General features: G+C 65.5%; 17 protein-coding genes. 11 read left to right on the forward strand and 6 right to left on the reverse strand.

Features of this window, described 5'->3' with window-relative positions; all coding sequences use genetic code 11:
- Positions 1 to 15 precede the first annotated feature (15 nt).
- Positions 16 to 651 carry an arylesterase gene (locus tag BJ6T_RS02050; protein WP_028169673.1) on the reverse strand — a complete coding sequence of 212 codons (636 nt, stop codon included), beginning with the start codon at positions 649 to 651 and terminating at the stop codon, positions 16 to 18.
- A 55-nt stretch (positions 652 to 706) separates the two neighbouring features.
- Between BJ6T_RS02050 and BJ6T_RS02055 the strand changes: the two genes are divergently transcribed.
- From BJ6T_RS02055 to BJ6T_RS02070, 4 genes are all read left to right on the forward strand, one after another.
- The gene (locus BJ6T_RS02055; RefSeq protein ID WP_014490627.1) at positions 707 to 1429 is read left to right on the forward strand and encodes an ABC transporter ATP-binding protein; all 723 of its coding nucleotides are present in this window, start codon (positions 707 to 709) and stop codon (positions 1427 to 1429) included.
- Positions 1426 to 3996 (forward strand): ABC transporter permease, encoded by a 2571-nt coding sequence (locus BJ6T_RS02060; RefSeq protein WP_014490628.1) that lies wholly within the window; start codon positions 1426 to 1428, stop codon positions 3994 to 3996. Before BJ6T_RS02055 ends, BJ6T_RS02060 begins: the two co-directional genes overlap by 4 nt.
- Before the next feature lie 270 nt (positions 3997 to 4266).
- Positions 4267 to 5058 (forward strand): Bax inhibitor-1/YccA family protein, encoded by a 792-nt coding sequence (locus tag BJ6T_RS02065; RefSeq protein WP_014490629.1) that lies wholly within the window; start codon positions 4267 to 4269, stop codon positions 5056 to 5058.
- Positions 5059 to 5401: 343 nt separating this feature from the next.
- Positions 5402 to 5929, forward strand: a complete 528-nt coding sequence (locus BJ6T_RS02070) for a GNAT family N-acetyltransferase (protein ID WP_014490630.1) — start codon at positions 5402 to 5404, stop codon at positions 5927 to 5929.
- 102 nt (positions 5930 to 6031) lie between these two features.
- Here the strand turns inward: BJ6T_RS02070 and BJ6T_RS02075 are convergent, their stop codons facing one another.
- The 3 genes from BJ6T_RS02075 to acnA all read right to left on the reverse strand — a co-directional run bounded on the left by BJ6T_RS02075 (position 6032) and on the right by acnA (position 10710).
- A complete protein-coding gene (locus BJ6T_RS02075; protein WP_014490631.1) occupies positions 6032 to 6403 on the reverse strand; it encodes a DUF2794 domain-containing protein in 372 nt (123 codons plus the stop codon).
- Positions 6404 to 6994: 591 nt separating this feature from the next.
- A complete protein-coding gene (locus BJ6T_RS02080) occupies positions 6995 to 7771 on the reverse strand; it encodes a DUF1223 domain-containing protein (protein WP_028158560.1) in 777 nt (258 codons plus the stop codon).
- 218 nt (positions 7772 to 7989) lie between these two features.
- Positions 7990 to 10710 carry an aconitate hydratase AcnA gene (gene acnA, locus BJ6T_RS02085; protein WP_014490633.1) on the reverse strand — a complete coding sequence of 907 codons (2721 nt, stop codon included), beginning with the start codon at positions 10708 to 10710 and terminating at the stop codon, positions 7990 to 7992.
- Positions 10711 to 10953: 243 nt separating this feature from the next.
- On the opposite strand from acnA, the gene ccmA reads away from it, so the two are divergent.
- From ccmA to BJ6T_RS02110, 5 genes are all read left to right on the forward strand, one after another.
- Positions 10954 to 11556: a heme ABC exporter ATP-binding protein CcmA gene (gene ccmA / locus BJ6T_RS02090; protein ID WP_014490634.1), complete on the forward strand. Its 603-nt coding sequence runs from the start codon at positions 10954 to 10956 to the stop codon at positions 11554 to 11556.
- 274 nt (positions 11557 to 11830) lie between these two features.
- Complete coding sequence (gene ccmB, locus BJ6T_RS02095) at positions 11831 to 12499, forward strand: heme exporter protein CcmB (protein WP_014490635.1); 669 nt, start codon at positions 11831 to 11833, stop codon at positions 12497 to 12499.
- Positions 12500 to 12590: 91 nt separating this feature from the next.
- Positions 12591 to 13322, forward strand: a complete 732-nt coding sequence (locus tag BJ6T_RS02100) for a heme ABC transporter permease (protein ID WP_028169674.1) — start codon at positions 12591 to 12593, stop codon at positions 13320 to 13322.
- Positions 13319 to 13504 carry a heme exporter protein CcmD gene (gene ccmD, locus BJ6T_RS02105; RefSeq protein ID WP_014490637.1) on the forward strand — a complete coding sequence of 62 codons (186 nt, stop codon included), beginning with the start codon at positions 13319 to 13321 and terminating at the stop codon, positions 13502 to 13504. Before BJ6T_RS02100 ends, ccmD begins: the two co-directional genes overlap by 4 nt.
- Positions 13505 to 13514: 10 nt before the next feature.
- The gene (locus tag BJ6T_RS02110; protein WP_014490638.1) at positions 13515 to 14108 is read left to right on the forward strand and encodes a DsbE family thiol:disulfide interchange protein; all 594 of its coding nucleotides are present in this window, start codon (positions 13515 to 13517) and stop codon (positions 14106 to 14108) included.
- 211 nt (positions 14109 to 14319) lie between these two features.
- Here BJ6T_RS02110 and BJ6T_RS02115 read toward each other — a convergent pair whose 3' ends face one another.
- Both BJ6T_RS02115 and ftsY read right to left on the reverse strand, forming a co-directional pair.
- Positions 14320 to 14922 carry a septation protein A gene (locus tag BJ6T_RS02115; protein WP_014490639.1) on the reverse strand — a complete coding sequence of 201 codons (603 nt, stop codon included), beginning with the start codon at positions 14920 to 14922 and terminating at the stop codon, positions 14320 to 14322.
- A 2-nt stretch (positions 14923 to 14924) separates the two neighbouring features.
- Complete coding sequence (ftsY, locus tag BJ6T_RS02120; RefSeq protein WP_014490640.1) at positions 14925 to 15872, reverse strand: signal recognition particle-docking protein FtsY; 948 nt, start codon at positions 15870 to 15872, stop codon at positions 14925 to 14927.
- A 222-nt stretch (positions 15873 to 16094) separates the two neighbouring features.
- On the opposite strand from ftsY, the gene BJ6T_RS02125 reads away from it, so the two are divergent.
- Both BJ6T_RS02125 and BJ6T_RS02130 read left to right on the forward strand, forming a co-directional pair.
- Positions 16095 to 16796, forward strand: coding sequence for an RluA family pseudouridine synthase (locus BJ6T_RS02125; protein ID WP_014490641.1), 702 nt, complete (start codon positions 16095 to 16097; stop codon positions 16794 to 16796).
- Between the two features lie 167 nt (positions 16797 to 16963).
- The gene (locus BJ6T_RS02130; RefSeq protein WP_014490642.1) at positions 16964 to 18073 is read left to right on the forward strand and encodes a DUF2336 domain-containing protein; all 1110 of its coding nucleotides are present in this window, start codon (positions 16964 to 16966) and stop codon (positions 18071 to 18073) included.
- Positions 18074 to 18137 lie beyond the last annotated feature (64 nt).

Here is an 18137-nt window from a genome sequence, read left to right on the forward strand (position 1 = left end):
AGCGCTGCCCGCTTTTCAGCGGCGCTGCTCGCTTATGTTGCGCAAAAATGCCTCCACGGTGGGCATGATGTTGTTAACGATGATGTCGACGCCGGCCGCGGTCGGATGAATGCCGTCGGCCTGGTTGAGCTTGGCGTCGGCCGCGACACCATCGAGGAAGAACGGATAGAGCGGCACGTCGAATTTTTTCGCAAGATCCGGATAAATCGAATTGAAGCGCGCGGCGTATTCCGCGCCGTAATTCGGCGGCGCCAGCATGCCGCACAGCATCACCGCGATCTTGCGTGCCTTCAATCGCTGGACGATGTCGGTCAGCGCGGTGCGCGTCAGGTCAGGGTCGATGCCGCGCAGCGCGTCGTTGGCGCCGAGCTCGATGATCACGCCGTCGGTTCCGTCCGGGACCGACCAGTCGAGCCGGTCACGGCCGCCGGACGAGGTGTCGCCGGACACGCCGGCATTGGTCATATCGACAGCTATGCCTTTGGCCTGCAAGGCTTTTTGAAGTTTTGTGGGGAATGCGTCCTGGGCCGGGAGACCGAGGCCGGCGCTCAGGGAATCGCCGAGAACGACAAGCTTGACCGGCTTTGCCGCTTCGGCCCATGCCGGATCCACCGCCGTCATCAAAGCGAACATCAACACGGCTATGTGCATGAAGAATCCGTAACGCCTCTCGACCGCGTATGCGGAGTTGCCATATGACCGGACCATGGACAGTCGCATCGAAACCTCTTTGCTCGCCGGCACCGCGCCGGACACCATCGCCATCTCCAACGTCAATCTTTCATTGGGTACGGGCGCGGCACGCGTTCACATCCTCAAGGATATCAGCCTGCGGGTCGCCTCGGGCGAGACGATCGGCCTGATCGGCCCGTCAGGCTCGGGCAAATCCACGCTGCTGATGGTGATGGCGGGGCTGGAGCGTCCTGATAGCGGAGAGGTGGTGGTGTCAGGCACGCCTTTCAATGCCCTCGACGAGGACGCGCTGGCCCGCTTCCGCGGCCGCCAGGTCGGCATCGTCTTCCAGTCCTTCCATCTGATCCCGACCATGACGGCGCTTGAGAACGTCGCCGTGCCGCTCGAACTCGCCGGCAACCCTGACGCCGCAAGACGCGCGGCGCAGGAGTTGCAATCGGTCGGGCTCGGCGATCGCCTGCATCACTATCCGACGCAGCTGTCCGGCGGCGAGCAGCAGCGCGTCGCGCTCGCCCGCGCGCTGGCGCCCGATCCCGCCATCCTCGTCGCGGACGAGCCGACCGGCAATCTCGACGAGGCGACGGGAAAACAGATCGTGGATCTGCTGTTCGGCAAGCACGCCGAGCGCGGCATGACGCTGGTGCTGGTCACGCACGATTCCTCGCTCGCGCAGCGCTGCGATCGCGTGATCCGCCTGCGCTCCGGCCGCATCGACACCCAGTCTGCGCCGGCATGAGCATCGCGGCCGAACCGTTCGCGAAACCCAATGGCATCACGCTGTCGCTGCGCTACGCGCTGCGCGAATTGCGCGGAGGCCTGCGCGGCTTCTATGTCTTCATCGCCTGCATCGCGCTCGGCGTGATGGCCATCGCCGGCGTCGGCTCGGTCTCGGCGAGCCTGAGCGACGGTCTCGCGCGCGAGGGCCGCACGCTGCTCGGCGGCGACGTCTCCTTCGTGCTGTTCCAGCGCGAGGCGAAGCCCGAGGAAGTCTCCTTCCTGCGCTCGCGCGGCACCGTGTCCACCGCCGCCACCTTGCGCGGCATGGCGCGATCCGCCGACGGCCAGCTCGCGCTGGTCGAGATGAAGGCGGTCGACGACACCTATCCGATGCTGGGTCAGCTGACGCTGGCGCCGCCGCTGCCGATGTCCGACCTGCTCGCGGAGCGCGACGGCGCGTTCGGTGCCGCCGCCGATCCGACGCTGCTGGCGCGACTGTCGCTGAAGACCGGCGACCGCGTCACCATCGGAAGCGCAACGTTCCAGATCCGCAGCACCGTCGAGGCCGAGCCCGACAAGCTCGCCGGCGGCATCGGTTTCGGGCCGCGCTTCCTGATCAGCGAGGCGGGCCTGCGCGCCACCGGCCTGATCCAGCCCGGCAGCCTGGTGCGCTGGGTGTACCGGGTAAAGCTGCCTGACGCCGCCAACAGCGAGCGCGCCACCGACGCCTTCATCGCGGACGCGCGCAACGCTGCGCCGCAGGCCGGCTGGGAGATCCGCAGCCGCTCCAATGCCTCGCCGCAGCTCGAGCGCAACATCAACCGCTTCACACAGTTTTTGACGCTGGTCGGCCTCGCCGCGCTCCTGGTCGGCGGCGTCGGCGTCGCCAATGCCGTCAAGAGCCATATCGACCGCCGGCTCGAGGTCATCGCGGCCTTCAAGGCGGTCGGCGCCACCGGCCGCGACGTGTTCGGCATCTATCTGGCGCAGGTCCTCCTGCTGGCGGGAATTGGCTCGGTGATCGGCCTTGCGCTCGGCGCCGCCATGCCTTTCGCCATCGTCGGCCTGTTCGGAAAACTGCTGCCGCTGCCGGTGGTGCCGGCCGTGCATGCCGACGAGCTCGCGCTGTCCTTCGTCTATGGCCTGCTCACGGCGCTCGCCTTCGGCCTGTGGCCGCTCGGGCGGGTGCACGATGTGCCCGTCGCCGCGCTGTTCCGCGACACCATCAGCTCCGAATGGCACCGGCCGCGATGGAGCTATATCGTGTTCATGGCCGTCGTGATCGCGCTGCTGATCGCGGTCGTGATCGGATTGTCCTTCGACAAGCGCATCGCCGCGGTGTTCGTGGCCTCCTCCGTCGTCGTGTTCGCCCTGCTCCGCGGTATCGCCGCGCTGCTGATGACGATCGCGCGCCGGCTGCCGCGCACGCGTTTGCCGATGCTGCGGCTGGCGATCGCCAACATCCACCGGCCCGGCGCGCTGACGCCCTCCGTCGTGCTGTCGCTCGGGCTCGGGCTCGCCGTGCTCGTCACCATCACCCAGATCGACGGCAATCTTCGCCGGCAGTTCCTTGCGGCCCTCCCCGAGCACGCGCCGTCGTTCTTCTTCATCGACATCCCGAGCACGCAGGCCGAGCAGTTCGACGGCTATCTGCGCCGGATCGCGCCGGGCGCGAAGGTCGAGGACGTGCCGATGCTGCGCGGCCGCATCGTCGCCGCGCGCGGCGTGCGCGCCGAGGACCTCAAGCCGACCACCGATTCCGAATGGGTGCTGCAAAGCGACCGCGGCCTGACCTATACCGCCGAGCTGCCGAAGGGCTCCAAGGTGGTCGAGGGCGAATGGTGGAGCGCCGACTATTCCGGCCCGCTGCTGGTCTCGATGGAGAAGAAGATCGCCGACGGGCTGGGTCTCAAGCTCGGCGACGAGATCGTGGTCAATGTGCTCGGCCGCGACATCCCGGCCAAGATCGGCAATCTGCGCACCATCGACTGGCAGGGCATGGGCATCAATTTCGTGCTGGTGTTCTCGCCCAACGCCTTCAAGGGCGCGCCACATACCCATATCGCGACGCTCACCGAGGCCGGCGGCACAGCGGCCGGGGACGGCAAGATCATCAAGCAGGTCGCCGACGCCTATCCGATGGTGACCAGCGTGCGCGTGCGCGAGGTGATGGAGACGGTCGGCTCGGTCGTGACCAATCTGGCGCTCGCGATCCGCGGTGCCAGCGCGGTGACCCTGATCTCGGCGATCCTGGTGCTGGGCGGCGCGCTCGCCGCCGGCCACCGCCACCGGGTCTACGATGCGGTGATCCTCAAGACCCTCGGCGCAACCCGGCTGCGGCTGCTCGGCGCCTATGCCCTCGAATACCTGCTGATCGGACTTGCCACCGCGGTGTTCGGCGTGATCGCCGGCAGCATCGCGGCCTGGATGATCGTGACGCGGCTGATGACGCTGAGTTTCGTCTGGCAGGCCGGCAGCGCGGCCGGCGTGGTCGCCGCGGCCCTGGTGGTCACGGTCGGACTTGGGCTCGCCGGGACGCTGCTGGCGTTGAACAAAAAGCCCGCCACGGTGTTGCGGAATTTGTGACAAATGGTAGCGGGCGCCCCCGCGATGTCGGAATCGCACGATTCCAGCGATTAACCACGTCTGCCCGCTAGGATTGCGGGCGAGGGCGACATTCAGCCGCGCGTGGACGGTTGCAGCGAATGTGTTAGTTTCCCACATATCCAATGGGTTCGGAGCCCCGATTATGAGCCAGAATTTAGTCGGCACAGATCGGTATCCGAGATAGAATTTGACGAACCGGCGGCATGGCGACCCTCATGCCGGACCGGGCTAACCAACGGGAATTCGACCATGTCGGACCTAGACCGTAACTACGCTTCTCCTTTCGGCAGGGCCGCCGGGCGTGTTGACGCCGCGACGGTCGATGCCGGCCTGCGCGCCTATATGCTGCGCATCTACAATTACATGAGCATCGGCCTCGCCATCACCGGCCTGGCCGCGCTCGGCGTCTACATGGCCGCCGTGACCGACGTTCCGACCCCGGAAGCCGTCCGCGTTGGCAAGCTGTTCCTGACGCCGTTCGGCTACGCGATGTTCGTCAGCCCCCTGAAGTGGCTGTTCATGCTCGCACCGCTCGCGATGGTGTTCGTGATCTCGGCGGGCATCAACCGTCTCGCTCCCTCGACCGCGCAGATCCTGTTCTGGGTCTTCGCGGCGCTGATGGGCATCTCGCTGTCCTCGATCTTCCTGGTGTTCACGCACACCTCGATCGTGCGGGTGTTCTTCATCACCGCGGCCACGTTTGGCGCACTGAGCCTCTACGGCTACACCACCAAGCGTGATCTGACCGGGATGGGCTCGTTCCTGTTCATGGGCCTGATCGGCATCATCATCGCGAGCCTGGTCAACCTGTTCCTGGCCAGCACGATGCTGCAGTTCATCGTGTCCGTGGTCGGCGTGCTGGTGTTCGCGGGCCTCACCGCCTGGGATACCCAGCGGCTGAAGAACGACTACATCTACGGCTACGCCTCGGCCGGCGGTGACATCGCAGAGCGTGCGGCCATCACCGGCGCACTGTCGCTGTACCTGAACTTCATCAACCTGTTCACGCTGCTCCTGCAGCTCCTCGGCCAGCGCGACTAAGCGCGTCGACGAGAGAACGGATACGAACCCCGGCCGAGAGGCCGGGGTTTTTGTTTGCGCCGGCTGCCGCTTGCCCGTAGCCCGGATAGAGCGCGGCGCAATTCGGGATTCTCGCCCCAGATAGGCCCGCCCCAGATAGGCCCGCCCCGGATTTCGCTGCGCTCCATCCGGGTCCGGGCTACAAGGGCTGTCTCTCCTTGTCATTGCGAGGAGCGAAGCGACGAAGCAATCCAGAGTCCCTCCGCGGATGCATTTCTGGATTGCTTCGCCGCGCTCGTAATGACGGGTGTGGAGGCGGCGTTGCCCCTTCCAGCGGTCCCGGGAAGGCTTTAATCTTCCTCCCATGTCCGCACCTGAGATCAGGCCTGCCATCGAGGCCGACCTTCCCGCCATCACCGCCATCTACCAGCAGGCCGTCCGCGAGGGCACCGCGACGTTCGAGCTGGAACCGCCCGACCTCACCGAGATGACGCGCCGCTACCGCGCGCTGATCGACGGCGGCTATCCCTATTTCGTCGCCATCCTCGATCGTAGCGTCGCCGGCTATGCCTATGCCGGCGCCTACCGGCCGCGGCCGGCCTACCGCTTCACGGTCGAGAACTCGATCTATCTCGATCCATCGTTCCACCGCCGCGGCATCGGCTCGTTGCTGCTGGAGCGGCTGATCACCGAATGCGAGGCGCGCGGCTTCCGCCAGATGATCGCGGTGATCGGCGATTCCGCCAATGCCGGCTCGATCGGCGTGCACACGCGCGGCGGCTTCAAGATGATCGGCACGCATCCCAATGTCGGCCTGAAATTCGGCCGCTGGCTCGACACGGTGATGATGCAGCGCGACCTCGGCGAAGGCGCGAGTACGGTGCCGAAATAACCTCGGTCTCGTAGGGTGGGCAAAGCGTAGCGTGCCCACCATGCCCGGCGATTGAGGAAAGATGGTGGGCACGGCGCGGTGCGCCTTGCACCGTCAGTACGGCTAAACCACCGCCAGCTTGCGATCGATCACCAGCAGCACGCGCTCGAGCTCGTGGCCGCGGCGCAGGATCAGGCCGGTCGCCGAGATCACGCTGTACATGCCCTGCTTGCGCGCCAGCCGCGGGTCTTTCTCGATGCGATAGATCGGCACTTCCGAGGCACGGCGGAAGACCGAGAACACCGCGCGGTCCTTCAGGAAGTCGATGGCATAGTCGCGCCACTCGCCGTCGGCGACCATGCGGCCGTAGAGGTTGAGGATGCGGTTCAGTTCCAGCCGGTTGAATGTCACCCGGTTGGGTTGGGCATTCGCAGCGGCGGGGCGCGCCACTGCGCGCTGCTCGCTCGGATCGGCATCCTCCGGCGTCAGACTCATCGAGCGCCTCCTCATCTCGCGGCATGATCGCATCCGCGAAGACCGTCCCCGGAACCGCGGATCATGACAATTGCATGATCGCGCCAACTGTTCCCCGCCGCAAGGGGCTCTTCACTCAACTCATTGAATCGGGTGCGAATCGGAACACACGCAGGAGTGGAATTCTGTCGCGGCAAACCGTCACGGGATCGTTAGAAGGAATCTTGATATCGCCGCTTTTCCGCCAAGCGCCTGCCGCCCTGCATTGCGAGAAGACCTGTGTGCGTTGACCCGGTCCTTTCGGTTCCGGATTCCTCAGCCCCCAGCCCCCGGGGCCGTCAGGATCGGGTCTGTACGCGCGACAAGGAGGGCCAACGCAAGTTGGTCCTTTTTGGTTTGTGGCGGGATGTTTCCGGCACGCTGTCATTCCGGGGCGCGCCTCTTGGCGCGAGCTATCGTGCGCGATTGCGCACCTGAGAATCCATTTCTCAGCTCAGATTGTGGATCGATAGATTCTCAGGTGCGCAACCGCGCACCATAGCTTGCGCTTCGCGCGCCCCCCGGAATGACGAGAGACTAATTGTCTTGAGACGTTCTTGAGCGTGCTTCGCTTCAGTGCAGCGACGTGTACGCCGCGCCGAGCATCGCACCCGGCTTCTCACGGCTGCCGTCCTGGACATAGACCACAGCGCCGTCGACGCCGTCGCGCGTGAGATTTTCCAACGGCACCGTCCAGCTTTCCGGACGTCCGTTCCAGTCGCCGACCTTGAGCAGGTTGCGCACGACGTTGTGATAGGTGATCTGCTGCCCGCGATTTTCGCCACGGCTGATTGCGATCGGCACCGATTTCGTGATCGAGCAGATCCAGACCTCGCCGCGCGAGACCGCCGACTCCTTGCTCGCCGCCACCGAGACGTTGATCTGCTTGCCTGCAAGCGACATCGTCACCGGCACGCTCATCACACCCGTGCCCTTGTCGGTCTGGCCGATCGCGCTCTCGATGCCGGCGCGGTCGCTGCCGATGACATGCGTCGAACCGTTGACCACGACTTGCGGCGTATAGACCTCGCGGTCGCCGCGCATGCGCGAATAGGCACGCTGCCGCGCCGAGAAGCGCGAATCCGCAAGCGTGTCCTTCCAGCCGAGATAATCCCAATAGTCGATCGGCATGCTCAGCGCGATGATCGAAGGGTCTTTGGAGAGATCGCCGATGACCTGGTCGGCGGGCGGGCAGGAGGAGCAGCCCTGCGATGTGAAGAGCTCGACCACGGCGCGAGGCTCAGCCTCGGCGGGACGGATGACGGCGACGATGGCGCAGATGCCGAGCGCTCCCGACCAGAGTGCACCGGACCAGCGCGAAACCAGATTAGAAGCCATCATTGCAGTCATGTTGAACGTCACACCTCGCACGCGTGGGGGAATATCCTATCGCCTGATGGTCACCGTAGTCTTACGGGCATCGTACATCACAACCGTCCAGGGCGAGGTTTTCCGCCGGGCGGGACCATCGGACGCGTGTTCTAACGCACGAAGGCGGCCTTGTGATAGGCCGCCCTCGTTTAACCTTCTACTCACGTCGCGGTGAGCCACCGTTCACAAATTCGCGCTTAGGCCGCGAGCTTGCGCAGCACGTAGTGCAGAATGCCGCCGTTCCGGTAGTAATCGAGCTCGTCCAGCGTATCGATGCGGCAAAGCAGCGAAACCCGCTGCAACGAACCGTCGCCGGAGACGATCTCCGCGGTCAGCTTCTGGCGCGGCTTCAGGTCGCCGACCAGGCCGCGCAGCGTGACCTTCTCGTCGCCCTTCAGGCCGAGCGACGACCAGGAGGTGCCTTCCTCGAAGGTCAGCGGCAGCACGCCCATGCCGACCAGGTTGGAGCGGTGGATGCGCTCGAAGCTCTGGCAGATCACGGCGCGGACGCCGAGCAGGCGGGTGCCCTTCGCAGCCCAGTCGCGCGAGGAACCGTTGCCGTATTCGGCGCCGGCGAACACCACCAGCGGCACCTGCTCCTGCTGGTACTTCATCGCGGCGTCGTAGATCGACATCTGCTCGCCGTCGGGCCAGTGCTTGGTGAGACCGCCTTCCGGGATATTTCCGTCAGCGCCCTTCAGCATGAAGTTCTTGATGCGGATGTTGGCGAAGGTGCCGCGCATCATCACTTCATGGTTGCCGCGACGCGTGCCGTACTGGTTGAAGTCGGCCGGACGCACCTGGTGCTCGCTGAGATATTTGCCGGCGGGCGAGGTGAGCTTGATCGAACCGGCCGGCGAGATGTGGTCGGTGGTGATCTTGTCGCCGAACATGGCGAGGATGCGCGCCTCGACGATGTCGGTGACCGGCTCCGGCTCCTTCGTCATGCCGTCGAAATACGGCGGGTTCTGCACGTAGGTCGAGCTCATGTTCCAGCGATAGGTCTCGCTCTCGACCGTCTTGATCTTGCGCCAGTTGGTGTCGCCCTTGAACACGTCGGCATACTTCTTCTTGAAGATCGACGCGGTCACGAACTTCTTCATGAAGGCGTTGATCTCCTTCGTCGTCGGCCAGATGTCCTTGAGGTACACCGGCTTGCCGTCCTTGCCTTCACCGAGCGGCTCGACGGCGAGGTTCTTGGTGACGCTGCCCGCGAGCGCGTGGGCGACGACCAGCGGCGGCGACGCCAGATAGTTCGCCTGCACGTCCGGCGAGACGCGGCCTTCGAAGTTGCGGTTGCCGGAAAGCACGGCGGCCGCGACGATGCCGTTGTCGTTGATCGATTTCGAGATCTCCTCGGGCAGCGGACCGGAATTGCCGATGCAGGTGGTGCAGCCGAAGCCGACCAGGTTGAAGCCGACCTTGTCGAGATCGGCCTGCAGGCCGGAATCGGAAAGATATCCCGCGACCACCTGGCTGCCCGGGGCGAGCGAGGTCTTCACCCACGGTTTTGCCTTGAGGCCCTTCGCGGCAGCGTTACGGGCCAAGAGCCCTGCGCCGATCAAGACGCTCGGGTTCGAGGTGTTGGTGCAGGAGGTGATCGCGGCGATCACGACGTCGCCATGACCGATCTCGAAGTTCCTGCCGTCGACGGCAAAGCGCTTCGTCGGCTCTTCGGTCTTCTTGTACTCGGTGCCGAGCGCGAGCGAAAAGCCTTCGGCGACCGACGGCAGCGCGATGCGGCCTTCGGGGCGCTTCGGACCGGCCATCGAGGGAACGACGTCGCCGAGGTCGAGCGTCAGCGTTTCCGTGAACACCGGATCGGCCGACTTGGCGGTGCGGAACAGGCCCTGCGCCTTGGCATAGGCCTGCACCAGCGCGACGCGCGCCGGAGCGCGGCCGGAGGTCTTGAGGTAATCGAGGGCAGCGGCGTCGACCGGGAAGAAGCCGCAGGTCGCACCGTATTCGGGAGCCATGTTGGCGATCGTCGCCTTGTCGGCGACGGAGAGGTGGTCGAGGCCGGGGCCGAAGAACTCGACGAACTTACCGACCACGCCGAGCTTGCGCAGCATCTGCGTGACTGTGAGCACGAGGTCGGTCGCGGTGACGCCTTCCTTCATCGCGCCCTTCAGCTTGAAGCCGACGACGTTGGGCAGCAGCATCGACAGCGGCTGGCCGAGCATGCAGGCTTCCGCCTCGATGCCGCCGACGCCCCAGCCGAGCACGGCGAGACCGTTGACCATGGTGGTGTGGGAGTCGGTGCCGACCAGCGAGTCGGGATAGGCGACCTCGAAGGTGCCGGTCTTCCTGCCGACCGTCATCTTCTCCTTCTTGGTCCAGACCGTCTGGGAGAGATATTCGAGATTGACCTGATGGCAGATGCCAGTGCCGGGCGGCACGACGGAGAAGTTCGAGAACGCCTTCTGGCCCCACTTCAGGAACTCGTAGCGCTCCTGGTTCTGCTTGTATTCCTCGGTGACGTTCTTGCCGAAGGCCTTGTTGTCGCCGAAGAAATTCACGATCACGGAGTGGTCGATGACGAGGTCGACCGGAACCAGCGGGTTGATCTTCTCGGCATCGCCGCCGAGCTTCTGCATCGCGTTGCGCATCGCGGCGAGATCGACCACGGCCGGCACGCCGGTGAAATCCTGCATCAGCACGCGAGCCGGGCGGAATGCGATCTCATGCTCCAGCGACTTCTTGCGCAGCCACTTCGACACCGCGACGATGTCTTCCTTCTTGACCGTGCGGCCGTCCTCGTTGCGCAGGAGGTTCTCGAGCAGAACCTTCATCGAATAGGGGAGTTTCGAAATTCCCTTCAGACCATTCTTCTCGGCCGTGGGCAGGCTGTAATAGACATAGGTCTTGGCGCCGACCTTGAGGGTCTTTTTGCATTTGAAGCTGTCGAGCGAGGTCATGTAGGAAATCCCAATTGTTAGTTATACCCGGCAAGGGGTATTTTAACACCGTCAGCGAGTCCGGCTGGGTCGCTTGCAGGGGCAGGTTGAGTTGCTGCATCAAGTAGTTCCGGGCTTATAGAAGCTTTCTAACCGCGCCGCCACAGCCACAATCGTGCCGCAGCAATCCGCGAGCCAAAAATTCCCATGCGCTACCCCAAGATTTCCTGAGGCCAGGCTTTGAGCGGATTGGACCAAGGCAAGATGCAGCTGTCCGGACGCGGGGTCGTCTGCGTGCGCGGCGGGCGCGAGGTGTTTTCCGGACTCGATTTCGATGCTGTCGCCGGCGAGGCCGTGGCGGTCGTCGGCCGCAACGGCTCGGGCAAGACCTCGCTGCTGCGGCTGATCGCGGGCCTGCTGATTCCGGCCGGCGGGACAATCGCGCTCGCCGGGGGCGATGCCGAGCTGACTCTGCCGGAGCAGTGCCACTATCTCGGCCATCGCGACGCCCTGAAGCCGGCGCTGAGCGTGGCGGAAAATCTGTCATTCTGGGCTGATTTTCTGGGCGGCGAGCGCAGTGATGCGGCCAAGAGCCTCGCCATCGTCGGGCTCGATCACGCCACTCACCTGCCCGCGGCCTTCCTGTCCGCCGGCCAGCGCCGCCGACTGTCGCTGGCCCGGCTGCTGACGGTGCGCCGCCCGGTCTGGCTGCTGGACGAGCCGACCACGGCGCTGGACGTGGCCGGCCAGGGCATGTTCGAGGGCCTGATGCGGGAGCATCTGGCCCGCGGCGGCCTGATCATCGCGGCCACCCATGCGCCGCTGGGGATCGATTCGCGGGAGTTACGGATCGGGGGTGCGGCGTGAAGTGGAGGCACCCTCAGTTTTCCGAGCGGCCAGGCGCCGTCCTCTCCGTTCCCTCCCCCTTGCGGGGAGGGTCAGGGAGAGGGGTACCACACGGCCTGCTCTCTCGGTTTGAGCGCTTGGGAAACAGGCGCTCTGTTGCCGGCGATCGGGACCCGACTGCCATCTCTCCCGGGGCTACCCCTCTCCCCCGCCGTCCCCCGCAAGGGGGAGGGAGCCCAGTTTGCCTGGTGCCCGAGCCAGGCTCTCATGGCCGCCTCGCCGTCGGAGCCACCCCATGACCGCCCTGTCCGCCCTCATCCGCCGGGATATCCGGATCGCGCTCCGCGTCGGCGGCGGGGCGCTGATCGGCGTGCTGTTCTTCCTGACCGTCGTCGTCCTGATGCCGTTCGCGGTGGGGCCGGATCTGGCGCTGCTGTCGCGGCTGGGGCCGGCGATCCTGTGGCTCGGCGCGCTGCTGGCGAGCCTGCTCACCCTGGACCGGCTGTTCATGGCCGACCACGAGGACGGCTCGCTCGACCTGATCACGATGAGCCGGACGCCGCTGGAACTCGCCTGCGCCGCCAAGGCGCTGGCGCATTGGCTGGCCGCCGGCCTGCCACTGATTGTCGCAACCCCGGTGCTCGGCCTGCTGCTCAACCTCGACATGGTCGCGACCGGGGCGGTGGCGCTGACGCTCCTGGCCGGTACGCCGGCGCTGACCTTCACCGGCATGATCGGCGCGGCACTCGCGGTGACGCTGCACCGGGGCGGACTGCTGATGGCCGTGCTGGTGCTGCCACTGTCGATCCCGGTGCTGATTTTCGGCGTCGCGGCCTCGCAGGCCGCGATCGTCGGTCCCCTGACGTTCGGCGCGCCGTTCTCGATCCTGTGCGCGTTGTCGCTGGTCAGCCTCGTCATCGGCCCTTTCGCGGCGGCGGCGAGCCTGCGCCATGGTCTCGACTGAAATGGGCCGGATTGCCCTTGACCCCGATCAACTTTCGCTGCGCGCTTTTATGCTGATTGCGTGAGTGCTGACCTGTGATTATCAGAATACCATGACGCTGATCGATCTCGCCAATCCGACACGGTTCCTCGCGCTGACGGCGCGAGTGCTGCCGTGGCTTGTAGCCGCGACCGTCATCCTGCTCACCATCGGCCTCTACCAGTCCGTCCTCGCGCCCGACGACTACCAGCAGGGCGCGACGGTGAAGATCATGTTCATCCACGTGCCCAACGCCTGGCTGTCGATGTTCGTCTGGGGCGTGATGAGCATCGCCTCATTGGGCACGCTGGTGTGGCGGCATCCGCTCGCCGACGTCGCCGCCAAAGCCGCCGCGCCGATCGGCGCCGCCTTCACCTTCCTCGCGCTGCTCACGGGATCGCTGTGGGGCCGGCCGATGTGGGGCACCTATTGGGAATGGGACGCGCGGCTGACCTCGGTGCTGATCCTCTTCCTGATGTATCTCGGCCTGATGGCGCTGTGGCGCGCGGTCGAGGATCCCTCGCGCGCGGCGCGCGCCGCCGCGGTGCTGACGCTGGTCGGCGCGATCAACCTGCCGATCATCAAGTTCTCCGTCGACTGGTGGAACACGCTGCACCAGCCGGCGTCGGTGATGCGCATGGGCGGCTCGACGCTCGACAAGTCGTTCCTGATTCCGCTGCTGCTGATGGCCATCGCGTTCACGCTGCTGTTCGTCACGTTGCACCTGGCGGCGATGCGTAACGAGATTTTGCGCCGTCGCGTCCGCTCCTTGCAGATGATGCAGGCGAGCCAGAAGGCCGCATGACGATGTCACTTGGTCCCTACGCGTCCTTCATCGTGACGTCCTATGCCGCGGCCGCGCTCGTCGTCGTGATCCTGATCGGCTGGATCGTGCTCGACTATCGCAGCCAGACCGAGCGCCTGCGCGAGCTCGACCGCAGCGGCGTCACGCGCCGCTCCGGACGCAGCGCAACGGACACGCCATGAGCGATCCATCATGAGCGATCAACCGACGTCCGCTCCGCCGCAGCGCCGCACCTTCCTGATGGTGCTGCCGCTGATCGCCTTCATCGCCCTGGCGCTGCTGTTCTGGTTCAGGCTCGGCAGCGGCGATCCCTCGAGGATTCCCTCCGCGCTGATCGGGCGGCCGGCGCCGCAGACCACGCTGCCGCCGCTCGAGGGATTGCAGGCCGACAATTCCCAGGTGCCGGGCCTCGATCCCGCCGCGTTCAAGGGCAAGGTCAGCCTCGTCAATGTCTGGGCCTCCTGGTGCGTGCCCTGCCATGACGAGGCGCCGCTCCTGACCGAGCTCGCCAAGGACAAGCGCTTCCAGCTCGTCGGCATCAACTACAAGGACGCGGCCGACAACGCGCGCCGTTTCCTCGGCCGCTACGGCAACCCGTTCGGCCACGTCGGCGTGGATGCCAACGGCCGCGCCTCGATCGAATGGGGTGTCTATGGCGTGCCGGAGACGTTCGTCGTCGGGCGTGAAGGCACCATCGTCTACAAGCTGGTCGGACCGATCACGCCGGACAATTTGCGCACGGTGCTGCTCCCGCAGATGGAGAAGGCGTTGAAGGCGGGGAGCTAGCTCAGCTCTCGTGCGAACGAAGGCGCCGCCCCACACACCGCTGTCATGCCCCGCCTAGTGCGCAATTGCGCCCGGGGGGCGGGGCATCCAGTACGCCGCGGCTTCTCGGCTGAATCACAACTGTCTCGGAGTACTGGATCGCCCGGTCAAGCCGGGCGATGACAGTTGAGTGTGCGACTAGGCCTCAGTCGCAATGACGAGTTGAGAGAGTTCAGCCCTTCCGTACATCCCCCGCCTCGGCCTCGCTCGCCTCCAGCGACGCCGGCTCGATCCCGTAGCGCTTGGTCAGCGGCATCTGGGCGATGGCGAAGATCATGGTGATCGGGGTGACGCCGAACACCTTGAAGTTCACCCAGAAATCCGTGCTCTGGGTGCGCCAGACAACCTCGTTCAGGATGGCCATCCCGGCGAAGAACAGCGCCCAGCGCAGCGTGAGGATGCGCCAGCCCTGCGGGGTCAGGTTGAACATCTGGTCGAACATCACGGCGATGAAGGAGCGGCCGAACAACAGCCCGCCGCCGAGGATCGCCGCGAACAGGCCGTAGATGATGGTCGGCTTGACCTTGATGAAGGTCTCGTCGTGCAGCACCAGCGTCAGCGTGCCGAACACCAGCACGATCACGCCGGTCACGATCGCCATGATCGGGATGTGGCGCGTCACCACATAGGACGCGATCATCGCCGCCACGATCGCGACCATGAAGGCCCCGGTCGCGGCGAACAGATTGAACTTCGCATTCACGAAGAAGAACACGAGCAGCGGACCGAGCTCGGTCGCGAGCTTGAACAGCGGATGCGGCTGGGTCTTGTCCATTCTCAGCTTTCGATTCCGGCGATCGCACGGGCGAAATCGCGCGCGGTGAACGGCGCGAGATCGTCGACGCCTTCGCCGACGCCGATGAAATGCACCGGCAGTTTGAATTTCTCCGCGAGCGCCACCAGAATGCCGCCGCGCGCGGTGCCGTCGAGCTTCGTCATCACGAGGCCGGTGACCCCCGCCGTGCGATGGAAGGCCTCGACCTGCGACAGCGCGTTCTGGCCCACCGTTGCATCCAGCACAAGCAGCACGGCATGCGGCGCAGTGTCATCCACCTTGCGGATCACGCGCACGACCTTTTCGAGCTCGTTCATCAGCTCGGCCTTGTTCTGGAGACGGCCGGCGGTGTCGATCAGGAGCACGTCGATGTTCTGCTCCTTTGCCGCCGTCAGCGCGTTGAAGGCGAGGCTTGCCGAATCCGAGCCCTGCGCGCCCGCGATGACCGGCGTCCTGGTGCGCTCGCCCCACACCTTGAGCTGCTCGATGGCGGCAGCGCGAAACGTGTCGCCGGCGGCCAGCATCACCTTGCGGCCTTCGGATGCGAATTTTTGCGAGAGTTTTCCGATGGTCGTGGTCTTGCCGGAACCGTTGACGCCGACCACGAGGATGACGAACGGCTTCTTGGCCGTATCGATCTCGAGCGGTTTCGCCACCGACGCCAGCACCTTCTCGACCTCGGTGGCAACGACGTCCTTGACCTCGTCCGCCGAGATCGCCTTGTCATAACGCCCCGTGCCGACGGCGTCCGCGATCCGCGCCGCGACCGAGGTGCCGAGGTCGGCGCGCAGCAGCACGTCCTCGATGTCGTCGAGCATGGCGCGGTCGAGCTTGCGCTTGGTGACGAGGTCGGCGACCGCGGTCCCGAGCGAGGACGAGGTGCGCTTCAGCCCGTTGGACAGGCGGCGCCACCAGCTCAGCTTGGGGGGATCTGACGTGGTATCGTTCATGGTGCTCGTGCCGCCGATTTGAAGTTCCTACTCTCTTGTCGCAAGTCCGGTTAGGAACTTCAAATCGAAGAGCGGCACGAGAAAATATTGTTGCCAGTGCGGCCCTGGATTTGGCATTCGCTTCGCGTTTCGCCGCTGGCGCTGAGCGAATGCCAAATCCACCGCACTGGTGTGTTAGCCGTTCCGGCTCCCAAACGAAAGCGTTGACCGAAAGTCTTGCAATTGCTCGATGTTCCCGAATTGACCGCCGACGAGATCCTGGCGCGCGTGCTCCATCGCGACGGGCTGATGCTGGTCATCGACAAGCCCGCCGGCCTGCCGGTGCACCGCGGCCCCAAGGGCGGGGCCAATCTGGAAACGTCGTTCGATGCACTTCGTTTCGGCCTGCCGCGGCCGCCGGTGCTGGCCCACCGGCTGGACAAGGACACCTCCGGTTGCCTCGTGCTCGGCCGCCATCGCAAGGCGACGGCCTCGCTCGGCCTGTTGTTCAAGCACGGCAAGATCGGCAAGACCTACTGGACCGTAGTCGAGGGCGGCCCTGCCGAAGACGAAGGCACCGTCGACATGCCGCTCGGCCGGCTCAATGCCGAGCGGGGTTGGTGGCAGAAACCCGATCCCGAGGGCCAGAAGGCGATCACGAACTGGAAGGTGATGGGCCGGGGCGACGGGCTGACTTGGCTCGCCATGGAACCGGTGACCGGCCGAACCCATCAATTGCGGGTGCATTCGGCCGCGACCGGCTGGCCGATTTTCGGCGATAACATTTACGGCAACGGCCCGCGCTTCGGCGAGCCGCGGCTGCACCTGCATTCCCGCGAGATCGTGGTGCCGATCTCCCGGAACAAGGAGCCGATCCGCGTGGTCGCGCCGGCCCCGCCTCACATGCACGAGAAGCTCCGCGCCTGCGGGTGGAACGGGGAATAGGTGCTGCAAGGTCGGCGCGGGGTGAGGGCTTTCTCCTCTTGGGGGTTCTCGCTTGAGGAAGCACCCTCTCCCCGCCCCGTGGTTTACGAAACGTTCAGTGCTCGTCTCTAATGATTGCGATTGCTTAGAACAAGCTTCCGTCATTCGCTCAGGACGAGCAACGCGTCATGTCCACAGCCGAGTTTTCGATCATCGATGAAGTCGAATCAGCGATTCGGCTCGGCTCGGCGGAAAAGGGCCTGGAAACGGCCCGCCGCGTCACCGACCTCTTCCTCTCCTCCGCCGGAAGTTTTGACAACGCGCAGATCGCACTGTTCGACGACGTGCTCGAGCGCCTGATCGGCACCATCGAGCTGCGCGCCATCGCCGACATGGGCGCACGCGTAGCGCTGGCCGAGATCAGCGCGCAGCTTGCGCCGATCGCGCAGGCGCCGCCCTCCGTGATCCGCCGCCTCGCCAATAATGACGAGATTCGCATCGCCGGCCCCGTGCTCCAGGAATCCGCGCGCCTCGACGATGGCGAACTGGTGAAGATCGCCTCCAGCAAGGGCGAGCCGCATCTGCTCGCGGTCGCCGGGCGCTGGTGGCTCAAGGAGATCGTCACCGATGCGCTGCTGGCGCGGCGCTATCCCAGCGTCAGCCGACGGCTTGCCGCCAATCCCGGCGCGCGCGTTTCCGGAAACGGATTTGCCGTCATCGTCGGGCAGGCCGAGGCCGATCCCGAGCTCGCCGTGAGCGTCGGCGTCCGCGTCGACCTGCCGTCCGACTTGCGCCGCCGGTTGCTGCGTTCTGCGACGGATGCTGTGCGCACCCGGTTGCTGTCGCGCGCACCGCCGCATCTGTTCGAGGAGATCCAGGGCGCGATCGCCGCCGTGACCGTCGGTGTCGAACGCGAGATGTCAGCCGTGCGCGATTTCGAAGGCGCCAAGCGGGCCATCGCAAATCTCAAGGCGACGGGCCAGCTGACCGAGGCGACGCTGCTCGGCTTCGCTACGCAGCGGCGCTATGAGGAAGCCGTGGCCGCGTTGGCGGCCCTGTCGGGATCGACCATCGAGGTGATTCGTCCGCTGATGCAGAGCCTGCGCGAGGACGGCCTGCTGGTGCCGTGCAAGGCGGCGCAGCTCAGCTGGGAAACCACAGCGGCCGTGCTCGAGAGCCGCTTTGCCACCGGCGCGATGAAGCCCGCTGATATCGCGAGGGCGCAGGGGCATTATGCACGCATGACCTCGGAGAACGCGCGGCGGACGCTGCGATTCTGGCAGGTGCGGGCGTTGTAGGTTTGCTGCTCATCACACACTCCGCTGTCATTGCCCGCGAAGGCGGGCAATCCAGTATTCCAGA

The organism is Bradyrhizobium japonicum USDA 6 (assembly GCF_000284375.1).
Lineage (GTDB): Bacteria > Pseudomonadota > Alphaproteobacteria > Rhizobiales > Xanthobacteraceae > Bradyrhizobium > Bradyrhizobium japonicum.